Raw genomic sequence first — 20,661 nt, forward strand, 5'->3', positions numbered from 1 at the left:
TCAGTCGGTCTGGGTGACCTTGTTCAGCCCGCGCGGGACGTCGGGGTCGACGCCGAGCCGGCGGGCCAGGTTCTCGACCATGATCTGCCCGGGGACGATGAGCCCCAGCGGCGCCACCCACTCGGGCAGGCCGGGGCCCGGCAGCGCGGCCGAGCACACCCGCGCCAGCTCGGAGCCGCCGCCGACGCCGAAGGCGCGGGCGCCCGCGCCCTCGACCCGCGCGGCCAGCGCCACGGTACCCGGCAGCGTCGGGCCGGAGTCCGCCGCGACCAGCAGCGCGGGGGTCTGGCCGTCCACGACGGCGATCGGGCCGTGCAGCAGGTCGGCGTACGACAGGCCCATGGCGTGCAGGTAGCACGCCTCCTTGAGCTTCAGCGCCAGCTCCAGCGCGGTGCCGAACGCGATGCCGCGGCCGGACACCACCGCGCCCGGGACCTTCGCCAGCTCCTCGACGATCTCCGGCAGTGCGGGAGACGCCTCGGTCTGCGCGATCATGCGGGCGACCTCGTCGGGGACGCGGCGCAGCTCGTCCACCGCGACGTCCGCGCCGAGGCCGAGGCCGAGCACCGACAGCGCGGCGAGCTGGGTGGTGTAGGTCTTGGTGGCCGGGACGGCGATCTCCTCGCCCGCGCTGGTGACCAGCGCGACCTCGGCGGCCTCGGCGAGCGGGGACCCGGCGCCGTTGGTGACCGCGACGGTCCGGGCGCCGCAGTCCTTCGCCCAGTCGAGGGTCTCGACGATCTCCTCGGTCTTGCCGGACTGGCTGATCGCCACGGCCAGCACGCCGTCCAGGTCGAGCCGACGCCGGTAGGTCGTCGCGATGGACGGCGCGGCGAGCGTGGCCAGCCGCCCGGCGTGCGCCTCCACGAGGTAGCGCCCGTACACCGCGGCGTTGTCGGAGGAGCCGCGCGCGATGAACAGCACCTGCCGGGTCTCCCGCGCCAGCGCCGCGATGTCGGCGGTGCGCGGGAGGAGCGCGTCGATCGTCCGGCGCAGCGCGTCCGGCTGCTCGCCGATCTCGGCGCGCATCTGACTGGTCATGATCCCCCTCCGAAGACGTTCTGCCCGTTGACCCATGTGGTACGCGCCCGGTGGCCGGGGCCCAGCCAGACCAGGTCGGCGGCGGCGCCGGGGGCGATCCGGCCGAGATCGGGACGTCCGATCAGGTCGGCCGGGACCCGGGTCGCGGCGTCCACCGCGGCGGCCTCGCCGAGGCCGAGGCCGATCGCGTTGCCGACGGCCTCGTCCAGCCGGAGGCCGGACCCGGCGATGGTGCCGTCGGCGCGCAGCGGCGGGCCCTGCTCGGGCATGGTGATGGGCTCGCCGCCGAGGTCGTAGGCGCCGGGCGGCATCCCGGCGGCCGCCGCGGCGTCGGTGACGAGCACGACCCGTCCCGCCGCGGCCCGGAACACCAGCTCGGCGACCGGGGCCGAGACGTGGTGCAGGTCGAGGATGAGGCCGGGGCTGAGCCGGTCGTCGATGAGCGCCTGCACGGCGACGCCCGGGTCGCGGTGGTGGACGCCGCTCTGCGCGTTGAAGATGTGGGTGACCTTGCGGGCTCCGGCGTCGGCCGCGGCGGAGACCTGCGCGGCGGTGGCGTCGCTGTGCCCGACGCTCACCAGGACGCCCGCCTCGGTCAGGGTGCGGATCGCGTCGAGCGCGCCGTTCCGCTCCGGGGCGAGCGTGACCAGCCTGACCAGCCCGGTCTCCAGCAGGGTCTTGATCGCCTCGGGCTCGGGGTCGGTCAGGTGGGCCGCGTTGTGCGCGCCCTTGCGCTTCTGCGACAGGAACGGGCCTTCGAGGTGGACGCCGAGGACGCGCGTCCCAGGGGGCAGACCGGGGATCAGGTCGCGGGCGCGCCGCAGGGACTCGGCCTGCTTCGCTACGGGCGCGGTGATGAAGGTGGGGAGGAACGCGGTCACGCCGGTCTCGGGGAGGCGGGAGACGACGGTGTGCCAGCCGGACTCGTCGGCGTCGGCCATGTCGTGGCCGAAGAAGCCGTTCACCTGGAGGTCGACCAGTCCGGGCGCGAGGAGGCCGTCGGGCAGCTCGGTGTCCGGGGTGCGGGGCGGGGGTCCCTCGCCGGCCTCGGCGATGACGCCGTCCTCGACGCGGACGTATCCCGGGGAGACGACACGGGTAGGACTGCCCGCGGGGGTAATGATCATGCGGTGGGCCGTGATCAGCAGTGATGCCATGGGGGCGCACTCTCCGTGACGCGATGATCGCGGGGTCGTTCCTCCGGATTCCCAACTGGTCTAGTCCGGACTAGACCAGTATCGTACGCACCATACTCCACGAATCGGATGGAGCTGAAGATGTCGACCGAAACTCCTCAGGGCCCGGGACCGGTCGACCTCGGCCGGCGGCCCCCGCACCCGGCGGGACCGGGGCGGCGACCCGGCGGAACCGGACGCTCCTTCCGGAAAACCGGGCTGACCTGCACCTTTCCCGATCATGGCGTCGTCCGCATGTGATCAGGTCGTTACGAATTCGTGCATTGACATGCCTTTCGATGCTGTGGTCTAGTCCGGCCTAGACCAGTACGAACCGAATCTAAAACCGTCAAACTCACACAACCAGCCCATCGAACCGCTGAACACCCGCGAACCCCCATCGATCCGGCTCCGGCCGTCGAGGACCCTCGTGACGATGATCGACCCGCACAGTCCGGTACCCAAGTACTTCCAGCTCCGCGCCATCCTGCTCGACCTCATCGAGAGCGCGGAGCTGCCGGTCGACGCCCCGATCCCCTCGGAGCGCGAGCTGTGCGGCCGGTACGGGCTGTCCCGCATGACCGTCCGGCAGGGCGTCGACCAGCTCGTCTCCGAGGGACGGCTCTACCGCGTCCCCGGCAAGGGCACGTTCGTCGCCCGGCCCAAGATCGAGATGCCGCTGCGGCTCGTCTCCTTCACCGAGGACATGCTGGCCCGCGGGCTGCGGCCCGGCGCGATCGACCTGGACCGCCGGACGGTCCCCGCCGACGCGCGCCTCGCCCGGATCTTCGACGTCGAACCGGGCACCGCCATCCACGTCATCGAGCGCCTGCGCACCGCCGACGGGGAGCCCATGGCCCTCGAACGCGCGCACATCCTGGCCTCCCTCGCCCCCGACCTGCTCGACCGCAGGCTCGCCGACCGCTCCCTGTACGGCGTCCTCGAAGCGGTCTACGGGCTCGTCTTCGACGCGGGCGACCAGACCATCGACGCCAGCCTGGCCGACGCCGCCGACGCCAGGCACCTGCAGATCACCCGGGGCAGTGCCGTGCTGCTCCTGCAACGCCGCTCGTACACCGGAGGCGTGTGCGCCGAGCTGGGCGTGTCGACCTACAGGGCGGACCGCTACCAGATCCACACGGCCCTCGGAAACCCCCCGCCGCACTCCTAACCCCTGAGGAGGAACCTCGCGATGACTGCGACAACAGTGGACTCCGCGCCGCGCCGAGGGTCGAGCGCCCTCGCGGTGCTGCAGCGGATCGGCCGCAGCCTCATGCTGCCGATCGCCGTGCTGCCCGCCGCCGCGCTACTGCTCCGCTTCGGCCAGGCCGACATGCTGGGCGCCGACGGCCTCGGCTGGGACCGGGTCGCCGAGATCGTCGGCGAGGCCGGCAACGCGCTGTTCGCCGCCCTCCCGCTGCTCTTCGCGGTCGGCGTCGCGATCGGCTTCGCCAAGAAGTCCGACGGCTCCACCGCGCTCGCGGCCGTGGTCGGCTACCTGGTCTTCGACCGGGTCTCCAAGATCATGTTCTCGCACACCGACGAGCTGCAGGGCAACGTCCTGATCACCAAGGTCACGGACGGCGCGCAGGCGCAGGTCATCGACTGGGGCGCCAAGAACCCGACGGACGTGCTCGGCGGCATCCTCATGGGCGTCATCGCGGCGCTGCTCTACCAGCGGTACTACCGGATCAAGCTGCCGACCTGGCTGGCGTTCTTCGGCGGGCGCCGGTTCGTCCCGATCATCACCGCCGTCGCGGGCCTCGCCCTCGGCATCGTGATCGGCTTCGTCTGGCCGGTGTTCGGCAGCTGGCTCACCGACTTCGGCAACTGGATCACCGGCGCCGGCGCGGCGGGCGCGGGCGTCTACGGCGTCATCAACCGGCTGCTGCTCCCGTTCGGCCTGCACCACATCCCGAACTCGCTCATCTGGTTCGTCTTCGGCGACTACCAGGGACCGGACGGCGTCGTGCACGGCGAGATCAACCGCTACCTGGCCGGCGACCCCGACGCGGGCGGCTTCCTCGCCGGGTTCTTCCCCGTGCTGATGTTCGGCCTGCCCGGCGCGGCGCTCGCGATCTGGCACTCCGCGCCGAAGCACCGCCGTCCCGCGGTCGGCGGCATCATGATCTCCGCCGCGCTCACCGCGTTCATCACCGGCGTCACCGAGCCGATCGAGTTCGCGTTCATGTTCGTCGCGCCCGTCCTGTACGTGGTGCACGTCATCCTCACGGGCATCTCGATGGCCATCCTGGAGGCCGCCGGCGCCCAGCTCGGGTTCGGCTTCTCCGCCGGCCTGATCGACCTCCTGCTGAACGCCCGCAAGGACAACACCGAGGGACTCCTGCTCATCCTCGGCATGGGCGTCCTGTACTTCTTCCTCTACTACTTCATCTTCAGATTCCTGATCACGAAGTTCAACTTCGCGACGCCGGGCCGGGAACCGGAGGGCGAGGAGTCGGTGGCCGCCGACCCGGCCGCCAGCCCGGAACTCGCGGCCAGCGAGCCGGGCGGCGGGAAGAAGGGCACGGCCGGAACGCAGGACGCACCGGCCGGGGGCTGACCATCCCCCGGGGCGCCGCGGACCCCTCCTCCCCCTGCCGCGGCGCCCCATCTCGGGCCGGTCGGCGCACCGGTCCGGCTCCCACGAGTCCCGGGCTCCCCGCACCCGGCCCGGGACTCGCACCGAAGGGCGGCGGGACGCGGCATCCGCGTCCCGCCGCCTTCGTGCTCTCCGGCCTTCGTGCTCTCCGGCGCCGCCGTGTCCGCGGACGGCCTCATGCGGCCACGACGTATTTCCGGCCGATCTCCGGGCTCCTGTTCGAAACGAGATCAGGAGGCTTGCATGGGACGTCCGGTCGATCCCGCGGCGGTTCGTTTCGTCCACTACCGTCCGGCGGTGCCCGCCACGCGCGGGGCGCTGGCGCTGCGGCCCGCCCCGGACCCGGTGCGCAGGCCGGGGCTGCGGCTCGTCCGGCCAGGGGACGGGGTCGACGCCGAGGTCCGGGCCGTCGCCGACGCGGCCGTGCGGCTCATCGTGGAGGTGCTGGCGGGGACGCGTCCCGCGCATCAGCTGTCGCTCGTGGCCGTCCCCGCCGTGTGCCGGGAGATGGCCGCGCGGCGCGGGCCGACCGGCGGGCGCGGGAGGCGGATCGTCCCGCCGAAGGTGCTGTCGACGCGGTCGCAGCGGCCGTCCCCCGGTGTGGCGGAGACGGCCGCCGTGGCCGTCGTGGCCGGGCGCGTCCACGCGCTGGCCCTGCGCCTTGAGCACACGCGCGGCCGGTGGCGCTGCACGGCGCTGGAGACGACCGCCCACTGACATGCGAACTGACATGCGAAACGGCCCCCCGCAGGTGCGGGGGGCCGTTCGCGTCGCCCTACTTGTTCTTGTTGCGCGGATCGCCGTGGCAGCGCTTGAACTTCTTGCCCGAGCCGCACGGGCACGGGTCGTTGCGGTTCACGCCCGCGTACTCGTCCGCGGCCTCCTCGCTGTGGTGCTCGACGCCGCCGTCACCGTCGACGGTCGGGGCCGAGTACTCCAGCTTCTTCGGACGCTTCGGCGCATCGAGGCCCTTCGCCTTGATCGCGGGGGCGTCCTTGGCCTCCTCGGCGTCCTCGGCCTCGTCCTCCTCGGCGTCCTTCTCCAGGTCGACCGAGGAGGCCGACTTGGCGACCGAGACGGGCGCGGCGCCGACGGCGGGCTCCTCCGGCTGCTCGTCCACCTGGACCTCCAGGTTGAACAGGTAGCCGACCGACTCCTCCTTGATGCCGTCGAGCATCGCGTTGAACATGTCGAAGCCCTCGCGCTGGTACTCCACCAGCGGGTCGCGCTGCGCCATGGCCCGCAGGCCGATGCCCTCCTGGAGGTAGTCCATCTCGTAGAGGTGCTCGCGCCACTTGCGGTCGAGGACGTTCAGCACGACCCGGCGCTCCAGCTGGCGCATGACGTCCGCGCTGAGCTCCTCCTCGCGCTTGTCGTAGGCCGCCCGCGCGTCCTCGCGGATGCTCGCGGCGAGGGTCTCGGCGTCCAGGCCGGAGATGTCGCCGCCGACCTCCTCGACCAGCTCGTCCACCGTGATGGAGATCGGGTAGAGCTTCTCGAACGCCTGCCACAGCTTCTCGAGGTCCCAGTCCTCGGCGAAGCCCTCCGCCGTAGCGCCCGCGACGTAGCCCGCGACCACCTCGTCGATCATGTTGCGGACCTGCTCGCCGAGGTCCTCGCCCTCCAGCACCTTGCGGCGCTCGGCGTAGATGACCTTGCGCTGCCGGTTCAGCACCTCGTCGTACTTCAAGACGTTCTTGCGCATCTCGAAGTTCTGCTGCTCGACCTGGCTCTGCGCCGACTTGATCGCGTTAGTGACGATCTTGGACTCGATCGGCACGTCGTCCGGGATGTTCAGCCGGGTCATGATCGCCTCGACGCGGGCGGAGTTGAACAGCCGCATCAGGTCGTCCTCCAGCGACAGGTAGAACCGGGACTCGCCCGGGTCGCCCTGCCGGCCGGACCGGCCGCGCAGCTGGTTGTCGATGCGCCGCGACTCGTGCCGCTCGGTCGCGAGGACGTACAGGCCGCCGAGCTCGACGACCTCCTCGTGCTCGCCCTCCACGGCCTCCTGGGCCTTCTCCAGCGCCTCCGGCCACGCCGACTCGTACTCCTCGGGCGTCTCCAGCGGGGACAGCCCGCGCTGGTGCAGCTCCAGGTCGGCGCGGAAGTCGGGGTTGCCGCCGAGCATGATGTCGGTGCCGCGGCCCGCCATGTTCGTCGCGACGGTCACGCCGCCCTTGCGGCCCGCCTCCGCGACGATCGCGGACTCCTGCTCGTGGTGCTTGGCATTCAGCACCTGGTGCGGGATGCCGCGCCGCTTGAGCATCTTGCTCAGCTTCTCGGACTTCTCCACCGACGTCGTGCCGACCAGGACCGGCTGGCCCTTCTCGTGCCGCTCGGCGATGTCGTCGACGACGGCCTCGAACTTGGCCTGCTCGGTCTTGTAGACGACGTCCGCGACGTCGTCGCGGATCATCGGCTTGTTCGTCGGGATCGGCACCACGCCGATCTTGTAGGTCTTGTTGAACTCCGCCGCCTCGGTCTCGGCGGTGCCGGTCATGCCGGACAGCTTGCCGTAGAGGCGGAAGTAGTTCTGCAGGGTGATCGTGGCGAGCGTCTGGTTCTCGTCCTTGATCGCCACGCCCTCTTTGGCCTCGATGGCCTGGTGCATGCCCTCGTTGTAGCGGCGGCCGTGCAGGATGCGGCCGGTGAACTCGTCGACGATCAGGACCTCGCCGTTCATGACGACGTAGTCCTTGTCGCGCTTGTACAGCTCCTTGGCCTTCAGCGCGTTGTTGAGGAAGCTCACCAGCGGCGTGTTCACCGAGTCGTAGAGATTGTCGATGCCGAGCCAGTCCTCGACCTTCTCCACGCCCGACTCGGTGATGCCGACGGTGCGCTTCTTCTCGTTCACCTCGTAGTCGCCGGGGCCGTACTCGTCCACCTGCCCGGCCGTGCTGATCAGCTCGGCGCGCTTCAGCCGCGGGACGATCTTGGCGAACTCCGAGTACCACTTGGAGTTCTGCTCGGCCGGACCCGAGATGATCAGCGGGGTCCGGGCCTCGTCGATGAGGATCGAGTCGACCTCGTCCACGATGGCGAAGTTGTGGCCGCGCTGGACGCACTCCTCCAGGCTCCACGCCATGTTGTCGCGCAGGTAGTCGAACCCGAACTCGTTGTTCGTGCCGTAGGTGATGTCGCAGTTGTAGGCCGCTCGGCGCTCGTCCGGGGTCATCTGCGGGAGGATGACGCCGACCTCCATGCCGAGGAACTGGTGGATGCGGCCCATCCACTCGGCGTCGCGCTTGGCCAGGTAGTCGTTCACCGTGACCACGTGCACGCCGTCGCCGGACAGCGCGTTCAGGTAGGCCGGGAGCACGCAGGTCAGGGTCTTGCCCTCACCCGTCTTCATCTCGGCGATGTTGCCGAGATGCAGGGCGGCACCGCCCATCACCTGGACGTCGTAGTGCCGCTGGCCGAGAACGCGCTTGGCGGCTTCGCGGGCGGTCGCGAACGCCTCGGGCAGCAGGTCGTCCAGGGTCTCGCCGTCGGCGAGACGTTCCCGGTACTTGTCGGTCAGCTCGCGCAACTCGGCGTCGCTCATCTCGAGGAAGTCCTCCTCGATCGAGTTGACCTGATCCGCGAGCTTCTTGAGCTTGCGCAGGGTTTTTCCCTCGCCCGCACGAAGGATCTTGTCGATGACTGGCGGCACTCTCGAAAGCTCCTTGCAGATCGTGGTTCACCGCTCCAGGCGGCGCGCACACCACACGTACGATGCCCATCGTAGGCCAGACCCAGAATGGTCTAGGTCACTCTGGAGCGCAATCCACCGCGTGTTCCGTTTGACCTTCCGGGTCCCGGACAGGATCACTGACACCTCAGGAGGGGAGGCGCAATGTCCGAAGAGTCGCACGGATCGCACGCCGGGCGGCCGAGCTCGTGGATCGCCGTCACCATCATCTTCGTGGGCTTCGTCGTCGGCGGCGTCGCGCTCTGCCTCGGCCCGAACTGGATCCTCTTCTACGCCGGCGTGGGCGTCATCGTCATCGGCATGATCGTCAGCTGGATGGTCCACCTGTTCTCGGACGTCGTCGTGGACGCCCCCCGCGTCATCCCTGAAATCGTCGACTACTCCCTGTTCGGCTCGCGCTCGGACAAGCGCCGCGGCGGCGATGCCGGCGAGGTCATCGACACGCCCGTCGCCACCGACACCCAGCAGGCCCCCCACGGCTGACCGCGTCAGGCCGGAGCGGCGGCCCTCAAGGCGGCGTCGACGAGGGGGGCCGCCAGCGTGGTCCGCTCCACGCGCACGTCGTCGCACCCGACCCACGAGGCGGCGCGCCAGAGGGCCGTGGCGAGGGCCGCCACCGACGACTCCGCCCGCGCGGCCGTGCGCGTCGCCCACGGCTCCATGGTCACCTGGCGGGCGATGAGCGTGCGCCCCTCCCTGGCGGGGTCGACCCGTCCGATGAGGCGCCCCCCGGCGAGCAGCGGCATCGCGAAGTAGCCGTGGACGCGCTTGCCCTTCGGCACGTACGCCTCCAGACGGTGGTCGAAGCCGAACACGCGCGAGGCGCGGGCGCGGTCCCAGACCAGCGAGTCGAACGGCGACAGCAGCGTGGTGGCGTGCCTGCCCCTGGGCGGCGCGTCCAGCGCGCCCGGGTCGGCCCAGGCCCGCTGCGACCATCCGGCGACCTCGACCGGGACGAGCCCGGTCGCCTCGATCACGGCGTCGACCTGGTCCTGCTTGATCCGGTAGTAGTCGGCGAGGTCGCCGCGCGTGGCCACGCCGAGCGCCCGCCCCGCCCGGGCGACCAGGGCGGTGAGGCAGGCGTCGTCGTCCGGCTCCTCGACCAGCAGCTCCGGCGGGACGGCGCGCTCGGCGAGGTCGTACACCCGGCGCCACCCGGCCCGCTGCACGCACACGACCTCGCCGATGTCGAGCAGCCACTCGATGCCGATCTTGTGGTCGCTCCAGTCCCACCACTCGGCGCTCGCCTTCGCGCCGCCGAGCTCCTTGGTGGTGAGCGGCCCGTCCGCCTTCAGGCGGGTCCGGATCTGATCGCAGACGCCCTCGGGGACCTTGTGCCAGCGCCACCCCCGCCGCACGTAGGCCCGGCGGCGGAACGCGAACAGCGGCCAGTCGGCCATCGGGATGATGGACGCGGCGTGAGCCCAGTACTCGAACGCCTCCGGACGACGCCTCTCGTGATCGGCCGACCCGTTGCCCCAGTAGGCGGCCTCGACCTTGGCCCGTCCCACCGCCCCCAGCCGCGCGTAGGGGACCAGCTCGTGCGACCGTGCCAGGACCGAGATCGTGTCGAGCTGCACGGCCCCGAGCCGCTCCAGCACCGCCGGCACGCCCCCCTTCGGGAACGCCCCCAGAAACCCCTGGGCCCGCAACTGAAGCCGCCGCGCCTCGTCCGCACTGAGTTCCACGTCCGCACTGAGTTCCACCACGCCCGCGATGCTACGACACAACACCGACAAACCCGCTTTACCGGTCGCGCCTGCGGTGGGGTCAGGTGATCTCTAGGAGTTTTTCGCGGACGGCGTAGACGACGGCTTCCATGCGCGAGTGGAGCTGGAGCTTCTCCAGGATGTTGCGGACGTGGTTCTTCACGGTGTTCTCGGAGATGAAGAGCTCGCGGGCGATCTCGCGGTTGCCCAGGCCCCGGGCGACGAGGCGCAGGACCTCCATCTCGCGCTCGGTGAGGCGAGGGGCGGGGACCTGCTGCGTGCGCTCCTCGCTGCGCTTGGCCAGCGCGGCGAACTCGGTGATGAGCTTGGACGCCATCGACGGGCTGATCAGCGACTGGCCGCCGTGCACGGCGCGGACGGCCTGCGGGACCTCGTCGATGGAGATCTCCTTGAGCAGGTAGCCGCTGGCGCCGGCCTTGATCGCCTCGAAGAGGTCCTCCTCCTCGTCGCTGATGGTCAGCATGACGATCTTCGCGCTGGGCGCGGCGTCCTTGATCGCGGTGCAGGCCTCGATGCCACTGCGGCGCGGCATGCGGATGTCCATCAGGACGACGTCGGGCAGCAGGTCGCCGGCCATCTCCACGGCCTCGTGCCCGTCGCCGCCCTCGCCGATGACCTCGATGTCGTCCTCACCCTGGAGGACCATCTCCAGGCCCCTGCGGAACAGCGCGTGGTCGTCGACGATGAGCACGCGGATGGGGTCGGCCGCCTCCCGGTCGGCGGGGGTGGCGCCGGCGCCGGACTGACGGGGTACCGCCGCGGCGTCGCGAGCCTCGGGATTCTCGCTCACCAGAGTCGCGGCGTGGAGGAGACGCCGCTTCCCCCCTTCACTATTCAGGGTGTCCCCCGGTCAACCGCCGCGCGTCCCGGGAAGTTCCCGGGACGCGCCGCGTCCGTGGATCGGCTGATGCGCCTTTTCAGATCATGGCATGGTTCGCGCGGTGACGTGAGGCGAGTGCCGCATCACTCTTCGACGAGCCTGATGACTCCGTAGTCCCAGCCTCTTCTCCTATATACGACCGAGGGGTGCCCCGTGGCCTTGTCGCGGTAGAGGAAGAAATCGTGGCCGACGAGCTCCATCTCGAAAAGGGCCTGTTCGATGCCCATCGGCTCGGCCTTGTGGAACTTCTCGCGGACGACGAGGGGGCCGTCGCCGTCCATGGGGATCGGGACGAGGTTCTCGTCCTGCGAGACGGTCACGACCTCGTCCTCGACGGGACGCTTCACGGGTTCGGGAGGCACGGGCGGGAGCGGTTCGGGGAGCGGTTCCATCGTCGCGAGCTTGGCGCGTCCCTTCCCGCCGTGGCCCTTGCGCCGCTCGGAGTCGCGGCGCAGGCGCGACTCCAGCTTGTCGAGGGCGAGGTCGAGGGCGCCGTAGCGGTCGTCGGCGGCGGCTTCGGCCCGGATCACCGGGCCGCGGGAGCGGATCGTGAGCTCCACCCTTTCGCGCTGGTCGGCCAGCCGTGGGTTGCGTTCCTCGGACACCTCCACATCAACGCGGATGACCTTCTGGTTGAGCCGCTCGATCTTGGCGAGTTTGTTGTCGACGTGCCGACGGAACCTGTCGTTGACCTCGGTGTGCCGGCCCCTCACGGTGATGTTCACGCGGGACCCCCCTTCTCCCGGTTGCGTCTTCGCCCTGCCCGGGGTCCCTGGCCGGCCCCGGACGGGCACCACAGGACGGTGGGTCGCACCCGCCCGGCCGACCTGGTCTTCGTCCCCACATCCGCCTGCTGAGGGGCTCGCGGCGCTCTCGCCACTACTGCCCTTCTCCCGGTTCGGGGGATGTCGGATCCCTCGACGGGGCAGGACTTACCTCTAAGGCGCACCGTGATCGGTCGACGAGAAGTCGCCTTACGTGGGCCGTTTCGCCTGCGCCTGGCATCGGCTAGCCGGATCGTCTGCCGTGCCCCTGACGGGCACTGCGATCCGACGCAACCACGGACCCGGGCGGGTGCCATGTCAGGAACGCTAACCCCTTACGCCACGAATGTCAGGGGGGTGGGCGGAGGAAATACTCACTGACCGTCATCGATGACCGCCGCAGCGGGTTGCCCGGGTGCCCCGCGGACGCCCGTCACGTGCCGTGAGCCCCCGCCCGCCCGGCGCTCGCGGCCCCGGTGACCGGCCAGGTCAGGGGGTCCTGTCGCCGCGGTGAGTTTGGGAAATCTCTACTCCCTCATGACGTGATGTGACGTGAATTACCTGACGTCCCACGGCGAACACGGACAAGGCGGATATCTGCTCACTACACATTGTCACTGACTGCCATCCCCGACGGCTCGGGGGAAGAAAGTCACCAGGATCTGTGGCGTGGAGTGGCGGCGATGGTCGCCGCTCCCGTCACGTCCGCGCCTGCCGCGCGTAGCGCCCGCGCGGCCTCGGCGAGGGACGCGCCCGTCGTGACCACGTCGTCGACCAGGAGGACCGGGCGTCCGGCGAGCGAGCCGCGCGCCTCGATGGCCCCGGCGAGGTTGGCGGCGCGCTGCGCCACCGAGAGCCCCACCTGGTCCGCGACCCTCCCACGCTGCCGTAACGCGTCCACCGCGGTCACCGGCACCCCGCTCTCCCGCAGCCGCCGGACCGCCGCCTCGACCGCCCCGCGGAGCGGATCGTGCCCGCGCCGCCGCACGGCCCGCCGGCCCGACGGGACCCAGACCACGAGCGGCGGGTCGGGGCCGGGGGTGAGGGCGGCGCGGACGGCGGTCGCCAGCGCCTCCCCCAGCGGGACGGAGAGCGCCGTGCGCCCGCGCTCCTTGTAGGCGCCCAGGATCGTTCTGAGAGGGCCCTCGTAGGCCGCCACGGTCCACGGGGGCGGCAGCCCGGCAGGGGCCGTTCTCGCGGGACGTGCCGCCCCCCGCAGGGGCTTGGCGCACCCGTCGCACAGCAGGGCCGGAGCCAGCCCGCACCCGGCGCAGCGTTCGGGCAGAAGGAACTCGATCAGGTCGGAGAGAACGTTCATGCCCTCGACGATGCCGCGCCGGCGTTGACGGCGTCTCCGGCTCCCTCAACTGTGGATAACTCGCCGCCCCCCAGAGGGTCAGCCGGGGTAGGTGGGGTCCTTGGCCGGGGTCGGGCAGATCCAGGGGCTGTAGGAGTTGCTCGGGGCGCGCTGGCGGCAGATCTGGTCCTTGCCGCCCGAGCGGGTGCCGATGAGGATCGGGGCGCCCGGGGCGGCGGCGATCGTGCGGGGCTCGCCCAGGGAGCCGACGCCGAGGGAGGTGATCGCGCTGCCGCTGATCGGCATCAGGAACGGGAGGGTCTGGGAGTCGCGCTTGGCGCGGCCGAGGACGGCGAGGGTGCCGAAGTCCCGCCACGCGAGGTCGACGGCGTCCTGGAGCTCGGAGCTCACCGGCAGGAACGAGCCCACGTCCAGGGAGCCGTCGGGGGCGTGGGCGATGCGGCCGAGCTGGACCTGGGGGCGGCCGTCCACGCGGGCGATCACCGCGGCGCGGACGCCGTCGCGGGCGACGCGGAAGGCGAGCACCTCGCGGCCGCCGAGGCCCCAGTGGGCTGCGCGGACGGGCGGCCCGCCGCGCGGGCGCACCCACAGCCACGACTCGTTCTCGCCGCTCTCCACGACCCACAGCGTGCCGTCATGGCTCCAGGACGGGGCCGTGAAGCGGGCGCCGCGGTGCGCGGTCAGCAGGACGCGGGACGTCGGCTGGCCGGTGACGGGCGCGGCGACGAGGACCTGCCCGCCGTCCGCGCTCAGCCCGGCGAACTCCTGGTGGTCGGGGGCGACGGCGGGACGGGAGAGGCTCCCGGCGGGGCCGGTCACGACGGGCTGGGCGCGGTCGCCCTCCAGGGTGCCGAGGAAGCCGGACGGGCCGACGACGTAGGCGTTCTGGTGGGCGCTCTCGGGGGGCGCCCCGCCGTCGGGCGAGTTGCCCTCCCAGCCGTTCACCGCCTGGGTGGCGTCCATGCCCTCCGGCGCGACGGTCTCGCCGTCGATCCGCAGCCGCAGCGACTTGATCTCCGAGAGCTGCCGCATCGTCCAGGCGAGCTGGGCCGACATCCGGTCGATGTCGCCGCCGCGGGCCTGCCTGCTGAGGTCGACGGTCGCGACGTCCTTCTCGATCCGGACGCCGTGCCGCAGCCGCGTGCCCTCGGGGAACGCGGTCTGCACGGCTCCGGTCAGCCAGGAGGTCGGTCCGGTCAGCAGCGCCTGGACGAGCTGCGTCGGCAGGGTCTGCCGGTTCACGACCGGCAGGAAGATGCCGTTCGGGACGAGGGTACGCCGGTCGGGCGCGAAGAAGTACAGGTTGACGGTGCGCATGGCGCGCTCGACGTCGTCCTTGGTGAGCAGCAGGCCGGCCTTGTCGTCGCCGGGGAGGCCGGTGATGCGCCAGACGCCCTGCGGCGTCTTGGTGAGCTGGAACGTGGCGTCGAGGTTCTTCGGCGAGGCGGTGTACTGGCCGTCCGCGGTGATGGTGCCGAGCTCCTCGCCGGTCACGCGGACGGTCGCCTGCCCGCCGGACGCCTTGATCACATGCGGGTCGGTGATGCGGCTCGCGAGGACGGTCACGAACGGCCGCAGGCCCGGGTTCCAGGACGTCCGGCCGCCGAGGTACATCTTGGCGACCTTGTGGCCGTCGTCGAAGCTCGCGGACGCCGCGAGGAAACCCGAGACGATCTGCGCGGGCCCCCACTCGGGGCGCGGCTTCACCGGGATGAGCCGGACGTAGGGGTCGTCGACGCGCTCGGCGCGCTCGGCGGGCCGGCCGCTGACCACCTGGCCGCCGCTCGGCACGTTCGCGCAGCCCGCGCCGCCGAGGGCCAGGACGGCGACCACGAGGAGGCACGTGACCCGCCGGGCCCCGGTGCACTCGGTCATTCGCCGGCCTCCAGTTCCGCGAACAGCGGGCGCGCGTCTCCGGCGCCCGGGGGGACGAGCGGCAGCGGCGAGCCCCGCAGCTCGGCGCCGGCGACGCGGGGCAGCGAGAGCCGGAACTGGGAGCCCGCGCCGGGCTCCCCCCAGGCCTGGAGCCAGCCGCCGTGCAGCTGCGCGTCCTCCCGGGAGATCGACAGGCCGAGCCCGGTGCCGCCGGTGGTGCGGGCGCGGGCGGGGTCGGCGCGCCAGAAGCGGTCGAAGACCATCTGCCCCTCCCCCGGCTTGAGCCCGACGCCGTGGTCGCGGACGGCGACGGCGACGGCGTCGCGGTCGGCGCCGACGGAGACGACGATGTCCTCGCCCTCGCCGTGCTCGACGGCGTTGACGAGTAGGTTGCGCAGGATCCGCTCGACGCGGCGGCGGTCGACCTCGGCCATGCACGGTTCGCCGGGGAGCTGCAGGACGACCTTGCTGCCCTTGCGCTCGGAGAGCCCCTGGATGTCGCCGACGACCCGCAGGACGAGGTCGCGCATGTCGAGGGACTCGGCGTCCAGGGTCGCGGCGCCGGCGTCGTGCCGGCTGATCTCCAGCAGGTCGGCCAGGAGCGACTCGAACCGCTCCAGCTGGCTCTGCAGCAGCTCCGCGGAGCGCCCGACGGCCGGGTCGTCGAAGGTGTCGCGGTTCTCGTAGAGCATGTCCGCGGCGATGCGGATGGTGGTCAGGGGCGTGCGCAGCTCGTGCGAGACGTCCGAGACGAACTGGCGCTGCACCTGCGACAGGTCCTCCAGCTCGCCGATCTTCTCCTGGAGGTTCGCGGCCATGTCGTTGAAGGAGCGGGCGAGGCGCGCCAGATCGTCCTCACCGCGGACCCTCATGCGCTCTTCGAGACGTCCGGCGGCGAGCCTCTGCGCGCCCTGGGCGGCCAGCCGTACGGGGATGACGACCTGCCGCGTGACCAGCGAGGCGATGGCCGCCAGGAGCAGCACCAGGACGATGCCCACTCCGGCCAGAGAGCGGCTGACGTTGGTCAGGGTCTGCTGTTCCTCCGTGAGGGGGAACAGGTAGTACAGCTCGAACTGGCCGGTCTTGCCGCCGACGATGAGGCCGCGTTCGTTCGGCCTGTCTCCGACGTAGGAGAGCTTGCCATAGGTGTAGGCGCGCGCACCCGCGGGCGCGTTCCTCAGCTCTTCGCGCAGCCGTTTGGGGACGCTCTCCTGGCGTAGTTCGTTGGTGGTGTACCCGTCGAAGTACTGCTCGGTGGTGTCGCGGATGTACACCTCGTAGAGCCCGGACGGGCCGCTGCGGGCTTTCAGCCGATCGATCGTCGAGTTCAGCCTGCTGCCGTCGCCGGCCGAGTTTCCGAGGTCGCGCTGTACCTGGGCCAGGCCGTCGTCCAGTTGGAGACGTGCCGCCTTGACCTTGCCGTCCATGAGGGCGGACGACACCTGCTGCATGAGGAACGCGCCCAGGATGGCCACCACGATCGCCGAGATGAACAGCGTGGACGTGACGACGCGCACCTGGATCGACCGGCGCCACCGCAGGTAGGCGGCCCGCGCGGCTCCGCGCAGCACGCGCCGCACCGTCCCCAGCCCGCGCCGGGCGAGCCGCTTCGCCCTCCTCATGTCGGGCCTCATGCCGGTGCCGGTCAGGCGGGGCCGGCCTTGTAACCGACACCGCGGACGGTGACCACGATCTCAGGCCGTTCCGGATCCTTCTCGATCTTGGCGCGGAGCCGCTGGACGTGCACGTTCACCAGCCGGGTGTCGGCGGCGTGCCGGTAGCCCCACACCTGCTCCAGCAGCACCTCGCGGGTGAACACCTGGCGGGGCTTGCGGGCGAGGGCGACCAGCAGGTCGAACTCCAGCGGGGTCAGGGGGATGTGCCGGTCGCCGCGCTTGACCGAGTGCCCGGCGACGTCGATCGTGATGTCGCCGATCTGCAGGGTCTCGGGCGCGGGCTCGTCGGTGCGCCGCAGCCGGGCGCGGACGCGCGCGACGAGCTCCTTGGGCTTGAACGGCTTGACGATGTAGTCGTCGGCGCCGGACTCCAGGCCGAGGACGACGTCCACGGTGTCGCTCTTGGCCGTCAGCATGACGATCGGCACGCCGGACTCGGCGCGGATCTGCCGGCACACGTCGATGCCGTCGGCCCCGGGCAGCATCAGGTCGAGCAGCACGAGGTCGGGCCGGGTCTCCCGGAACGCCTCGAGCGCCTTGTCGCCGTCGTGGACGAACGAGGGCTCGAAACCCTCGCCCCTCAGCACGATGCCGAGCATCTCGGCGAGCGCGAGATCGTCGTCGACGACCAGTACACGTCCTCTCATGGCCCTCATCGTCACAAAGTCGGGGTTCGGTGGAGTGGGGCGCGAGGCTCCGGCGCCACCTCGCCAGGGAGAGATATGCCTTGGCGTGCAAGGTTACCCGCGTTTGCGTCGTACATGGCTCTCCCGTAACGGGCGGGCGGCTCGGAATTGTAGAGGTGACTCCCGAAACCGGCGCAAGGTTCACAGCTCGCCCGTGACAGGATGACCTGACCGGCGGACGTGCCGGGGCCGGAAGAGGGCCCGGCCGGACGCGCCGCAGACCCCGCCGTAAATCGCAGGGAGACGGGATGCCGGGAACGGGAAGCTGGGACGACGACGCCACCGATGTGGTGCGGAATGTCCCGTTCCGTCCGATGTCTCTCTCGGAGATACTCGACGGCGCGATCACCGGGATCCGGCGCCGGCCGCGCACGACGCTGGGCCTGTCGGTGGCCGCCAGCACGGCGATCCAGGTGACGAGCTCGATCGCCGCCTACTTCTTCATCGGCGACGAGGCCCGCGACGAGGTCACGCCGGACGTGCTGCTGGAGTCGATCGGCGCGCAGTCCACGCTGACGGTGCTGGGGCTGGTGCTGTCGGCGTTCGGGATCCTGCTGCTGTCGGGGCTGGTCGCGCCGATCCTGGGCCGGGAGCTGGTGGGCCTGCCGGTCGCGCCGCGGCAGGCGTGGCGGGACGCGCGGCCGAGCCTGGGACGGCTGGTCGCCACCGCGGTGGCCGTCATCGGCATCTCGCTGGGCGCGCTCGTCCTGCCTATCGCGCCGTTCATCCTGCTGATCGCCGCAGGGGCTCGCCCTGCCTTCGGGGTGCTAGCGGGGATATTCGGCATCCCCATCGGCCTCGGGCTGATGGTGTGGCTCTACATTCTGTTCGTGCAGGCCGTGCCGGCGGTCGTCCTGGAACGGCAGACCGTGAGCGGTGCGCTGCGCCGGGCGGTCACGCTCTCCAAGAGACGATGGTGGCGGACGTTCGGAGCGCTCCTGCTGGCCACTCTGGTCACCGTGTTCATGGGCTTCTTCGCGCTCCGGATCCCGTTCCTGTTCGTGCAGCTGGTCTTCTTCGGCGACTCCTCCGGCAGCGGCTCGACGATGGGCGCGCTCGCGGTGGACACCCTCGGGCGGATCGTGAGCTGGTCGGTGGTGATCCCGTTCGACGCGGGCGTGATCGCGCTGGTCTACATGGACCGCCGGATGCGCCGCGAGGGCTTCGACCTCGACCTGCGCACCCGGGGACGTTCCGCCGCGGCCGTCGCCGCCGGCGAACGCGGTGACGGGCACGCGGACAACGAACACGCGGACGACGGGGAGGACCCGGAGGGGTTCGCCGGCCTGTGGCGGACCGGTCCGGTACAGGCACGCCCGTGGACGGGGACCGGTTCATGATGCTCGATCCGATCGGCCGCGACGAGGCCCGCGAGATGGCCCGCCGCGAGCTGGAGAAGCAGGTCTACCAGCGCGACAAGCCGTCCTGGCTGGAGCGCGCCTGGGACGACTTCACCGAGTGGCTGCGGGAGCTGACGAGCCGGGCGCCGGACCCCCAGGGGCAGGGCGACGGCGGCGGCTGGCTCTCCATCGCCATCATGGTCGTGATCGCGCTCATCGCCGTCGCGCTGATCGTGTGGCTGATGCGGGGGCGCCGCAACCCGCGCTCCCGCAAGGACCCGCTGCTGGAGGACGGGCCGTCCCGCGCGGTCGACCACCGGGACGCGGCGGAGCGCTACGCCGAGGCCGGGCAGTGGGCCGAGGCGATCCGCGAACGGCTCCGCGCGATCGCCCGCGACCTGGAGGAGCGCGCGGTCCTCGCCGCGCGTCCGGGGCGGACCGCGGACGAGCTGGCGGCGGAGGCCGGGGAGGCCGTCCCCGACCTCGCCGAGGACCTGGGCGCCGGCGTGCGGATCTTCGACGACGTCTGGTACGGCGACCGCCCGGGGACGCCGGAGGGGTACGCGCGGATGACGGAGCTGGACGAGCGGCTGCGGGCGGCGCGGCCGAAACCGCTGGAGGCGGACGGCCTCGCGCTCGCCGGGGCCGACGACGAAGGGGGCCCGCGATGGTGACGGCGTCCCCGCCGCGGAGCGGCCGCGCGGAGGGGGCCGAGCCGTCCGCCCGGCAGGTCGCCGGGCGGCGCTGGCGGTCGGCGCGCGGCGTCGTCGCGGTCGTCCTCGCGATGATCGTGATCGCGATCGTCCTCGCCGCGCTGCGGCCGGCGACGTCGGCGGACGCGCTCGACCCCGGGTCGCCGAAGCCGGACGGAAGCCGGGCGCTCGCGGAGATCCTCCGGCAGAACGGCACCCAGGTGACGGTCGCCAGGAGCACCGACGACGCCCTCGCCGCCGCCACGCCCGGCTCGGCCATGGTCGTGACCCGTTCGGAGCGGCTCACCGAGGAGGACCTGGGCCGGCTCCGCGCCGCGCCGGTCTTCATGCTCCTCGTCCGGCCGACGTCGTTCGCGCTGGACGCGCTCGCGCCCCAGGTGCGCCGGGACGGGCCGACGTACGAGGAGGCCGACGAGCCGGGCTGCGCCCTGGACGCGGCGACGCTCGCGGGGAAGGTCGCCTTCCACCAGTCGGACACCTACGACGTCACGGGCTCCGGCACGTCCTGCTACCAGACGGAGTACGGCGCTCCCCGGCTCGTCCGGGTCCAGAACGGCGCGAGCACGGTGACCGTCCTCGGCTCCGCGGCGCCGCTGACCAACCGGCGCCTCACCGAGGAGGGCAACGCGGCGCTGGCCATGAACCTGGCCAGTGGTGGCGGCTCCTCCGTGGTCTGGCTGGTGCCGGACCTGCCGGAGGCGGGCTCGGGCGCCGGGCAGCAGTCGATCGGCGACCTCCTCCCGTTCGGCGTCAAGCTGCTCATCCTCGAACTGCTCGTCGCGGTGGTCCTGGTGGCCCTGTGGCGGGCGCGCAGGCTCGGCCCGGTCGTGGCGGAGGCGCTGCCCGTCGTCGTCCGGTCCGCCGAGACGGTCGAGGGCCGCGCCCGCCTCTACCGCGCCGGGCGCGCCCGCGACCGCGCCTCGGACGCGCTGCGCTCCGGGGCCCGCGAGCGGCTCGTCCCCCTGCTCGGGCTCCCCCGCAGCAGCGCGCAGGACCCTTCGGCCGCGCAGGAGATCGTCACGGCGGTCGCCCGCCGCACGATGTACGACGAGACGTACGTCGGGGCGGCCCTGTACGGTCCTGAACCCTTGGACGACGCCGGGCTGATCGCCCTCACCGACGTCCTCGACGACCTGGAAAGGCAGGTACGCCAGTCTTGAACCACCC

The 20,661-nt window shown here is 71.8% G+C and carries 17 protein-coding genes; 7 read left to right on the top strand and 10 right to left on the bottom strand.

Annotated features, from left to right (window positions below; all coding sequences use genetic code 11):
* Both K8Z49_RS20840 and nagA read right to left on the bottom strand, forming a co-directional pair.
* Entirely contained in the window at positions 1 to 1,041 is a 1,041-nt protein-coding gene (locus K8Z49_RS20840; protein ID WP_083597538.1) for an SIS domain-containing protein, read from the bottom strand.
* On the bottom strand, positions 1,038 to 2,198 hold the full coding sequence (nagA, locus tag K8Z49_RS20845) for an N-acetylglucosamine-6-phosphate deacetylase (protein WP_412520376.1): 1,161 nt from the start codon (positions 2,196 to 2,198) through the stop codon (positions 1,038 to 1,040). Before nagA ends, K8Z49_RS20840 begins: the two co-directional genes overlap by 4 nt.
* Positions 2,199 to 2,652: 454 nt before the next feature.
* On the opposite strand from nagA, the gene K8Z49_RS20850 reads away from it, so the two are divergent.
* From K8Z49_RS20850 to K8Z49_RS20860, 3 genes are all read left to right on the top strand, one after another.
* Entirely contained in the window at positions 2,653 to 3,387 is a 735-nt protein-coding gene (locus K8Z49_RS20850; RefSeq protein WP_024934331.1) for a GntR family transcriptional regulator, read from the top strand.
* A 21-nt stretch (positions 3,388 to 3,408) separates the two neighbouring features.
* On the top strand, positions 3,409 to 4,779 hold the full coding sequence (locus K8Z49_RS20855; RefSeq protein WP_024934330.1) for a PTS transporter subunit EIIC: 1,371 nt from the start codon (positions 3,409 to 3,411) through the stop codon (positions 4,777 to 4,779).
* A 282-nt stretch (positions 4,780 to 5,061) separates the two neighbouring features.
* Positions 5,062 to 5,535: an Rv3235 family protein gene (locus K8Z49_RS20860; RefSeq protein ID WP_075020735.1), complete on the top strand. Its 474-nt coding sequence runs from the start codon at positions 5,062 to 5,064 to the stop codon at positions 5,533 to 5,535.
* Positions 5,536 to 5,593: 58 nt separating this feature from the next.
* Here the strand turns inward: K8Z49_RS20860 and secA are convergent, their stop codons facing one another.
* Entirely contained in the window at positions 5,594 to 8,473 is a 2,880-nt protein-coding gene (gene secA, locus K8Z49_RS20865) for a preprotein translocase subunit SecA (protein WP_021598982.1), read from the bottom strand.
* A 183-nt stretch (positions 8,474 to 8,656) separates the two neighbouring features.
* Between secA and K8Z49_RS20870 the strand changes: the two genes are divergently transcribed.
* Complete coding sequence (locus K8Z49_RS20870; protein WP_021598983.1) at positions 8,657 to 8,995, top strand: HGxxPAAW family protein; 339 nt, start codon at positions 8,657 to 8,659, stop codon at positions 8,993 to 8,995.
* A 5-nt stretch (positions 8,996 to 9,000) separates the two neighbouring features.
* Here K8Z49_RS20870 and K8Z49_RS20875 read toward each other — a convergent pair whose 3' ends face one another.
* From K8Z49_RS20875 to mtrA, 7 genes are all read right to left on the bottom strand, one after another.
* Positions 9,001 to 10,221, bottom strand: a complete 1,221-nt coding sequence (locus K8Z49_RS20875; protein ID WP_412520380.1) for a winged helix-turn-helix domain-containing protein — start codon at positions 10,219 to 10,221, stop codon at positions 9,001 to 9,003.
* A 61-nt stretch (positions 10,222 to 10,282) separates the two neighbouring features.
* Positions 10,283 to 10,939, bottom strand: coding sequence for a response regulator (locus K8Z49_RS20880; protein ID WP_207933348.1), 657 nt, complete (start codon positions 10,937 to 10,939; stop codon positions 10,283 to 10,285).
* A gap of 266 nt (positions 10,940 to 11,205) precedes the next feature.
* A complete protein-coding gene (hpf, locus tag K8Z49_RS20885; protein ID WP_021598986.1) occupies positions 11,206 to 11,847 on the bottom strand; it encodes a ribosome hibernation-promoting factor, HPF/YfiA family in 642 nt (213 codons plus the stop codon).
* Between the two features lie 691 nt (positions 11,848 to 12,538).
* Positions 12,539 to 13,204, bottom strand: a complete 666-nt coding sequence (locus K8Z49_RS20890) for a ComF family protein (RefSeq protein WP_024934327.1) — start codon at positions 13,202 to 13,204, stop codon at positions 12,539 to 12,541.
* 78 nt (positions 13,205 to 13,282) lie between these two features.
* The gene (locus K8Z49_RS20895) at positions 13,283 to 15,079 is read right to left on the bottom strand and encodes an LpqB family beta-propeller domain-containing protein (protein ID WP_412520382.1); all 1,797 of its coding nucleotides are present in this window, start codon (positions 15,077 to 15,079) and stop codon (positions 13,283 to 13,285) included.
* A complete protein-coding gene (gene mtrB, locus K8Z49_RS20900; protein WP_075020731.1) occupies positions 15,076 to 16,701 on the bottom strand; it encodes an MtrAB system histidine kinase MtrB in 1,626 nt (541 codons plus the stop codon). The genes K8Z49_RS20895 and mtrB overlap by 4 nt, the downstream gene beginning before the upstream one ends.
* 23 nt (positions 16,702 to 16,724) lie before the next feature.
* On the bottom strand, positions 16,725 to 17,402 hold the full coding sequence (gene mtrA, locus K8Z49_RS20905; protein WP_021598338.1) for an MtrAB system response regulator MtrA: 678 nt from the start codon (positions 17,400 to 17,402) through the stop codon (positions 16,725 to 16,727).
* Between the two features lie 287 nt (positions 17,403 to 17,689).
* On the opposite strand from mtrA, the gene K8Z49_RS20910 reads away from it, so the two are divergent.
* From K8Z49_RS20910 to K8Z49_RS20920, 3 genes are read left to right on the top strand one after another with little or no spacing between them, the layout of a single operon-like run.
* Entirely contained in the window at positions 17,690 to 18,781 is a 1,092-nt protein-coding gene (locus K8Z49_RS20910) for a hypothetical protein (protein ID WP_021598337.1), read from the top strand.
* Complete coding sequence (locus tag K8Z49_RS20915; protein ID WP_412520385.1) at positions 18,778 to 19,455, top strand: DUF4129 domain-containing protein; 678 nt, start codon at positions 18,778 to 18,780, stop codon at positions 19,453 to 19,455. The genes K8Z49_RS20910 and K8Z49_RS20915 overlap by 4 nt, the downstream gene beginning before the upstream one ends.
* Entirely contained in the window at positions 19,449 to 20,654 is a 1,206-nt protein-coding gene (locus K8Z49_RS20920) for a DUF4350 domain-containing protein (protein WP_021598335.1), read from the top strand. Before K8Z49_RS20915 ends, K8Z49_RS20920 begins: the two co-directional genes overlap by 7 nt.
* Positions 20,655 to 20,661: the final 7 nt, after the last annotated feature.

The sequence above is a fragment of the Actinomadura madurae genome, assembly GCF_047130825.1.
GTDB lineage: Bacteria > Actinomycetota > Actinomycetes > Streptosporangiales > Streptosporangiaceae > Spirillospora > Spirillospora madurae.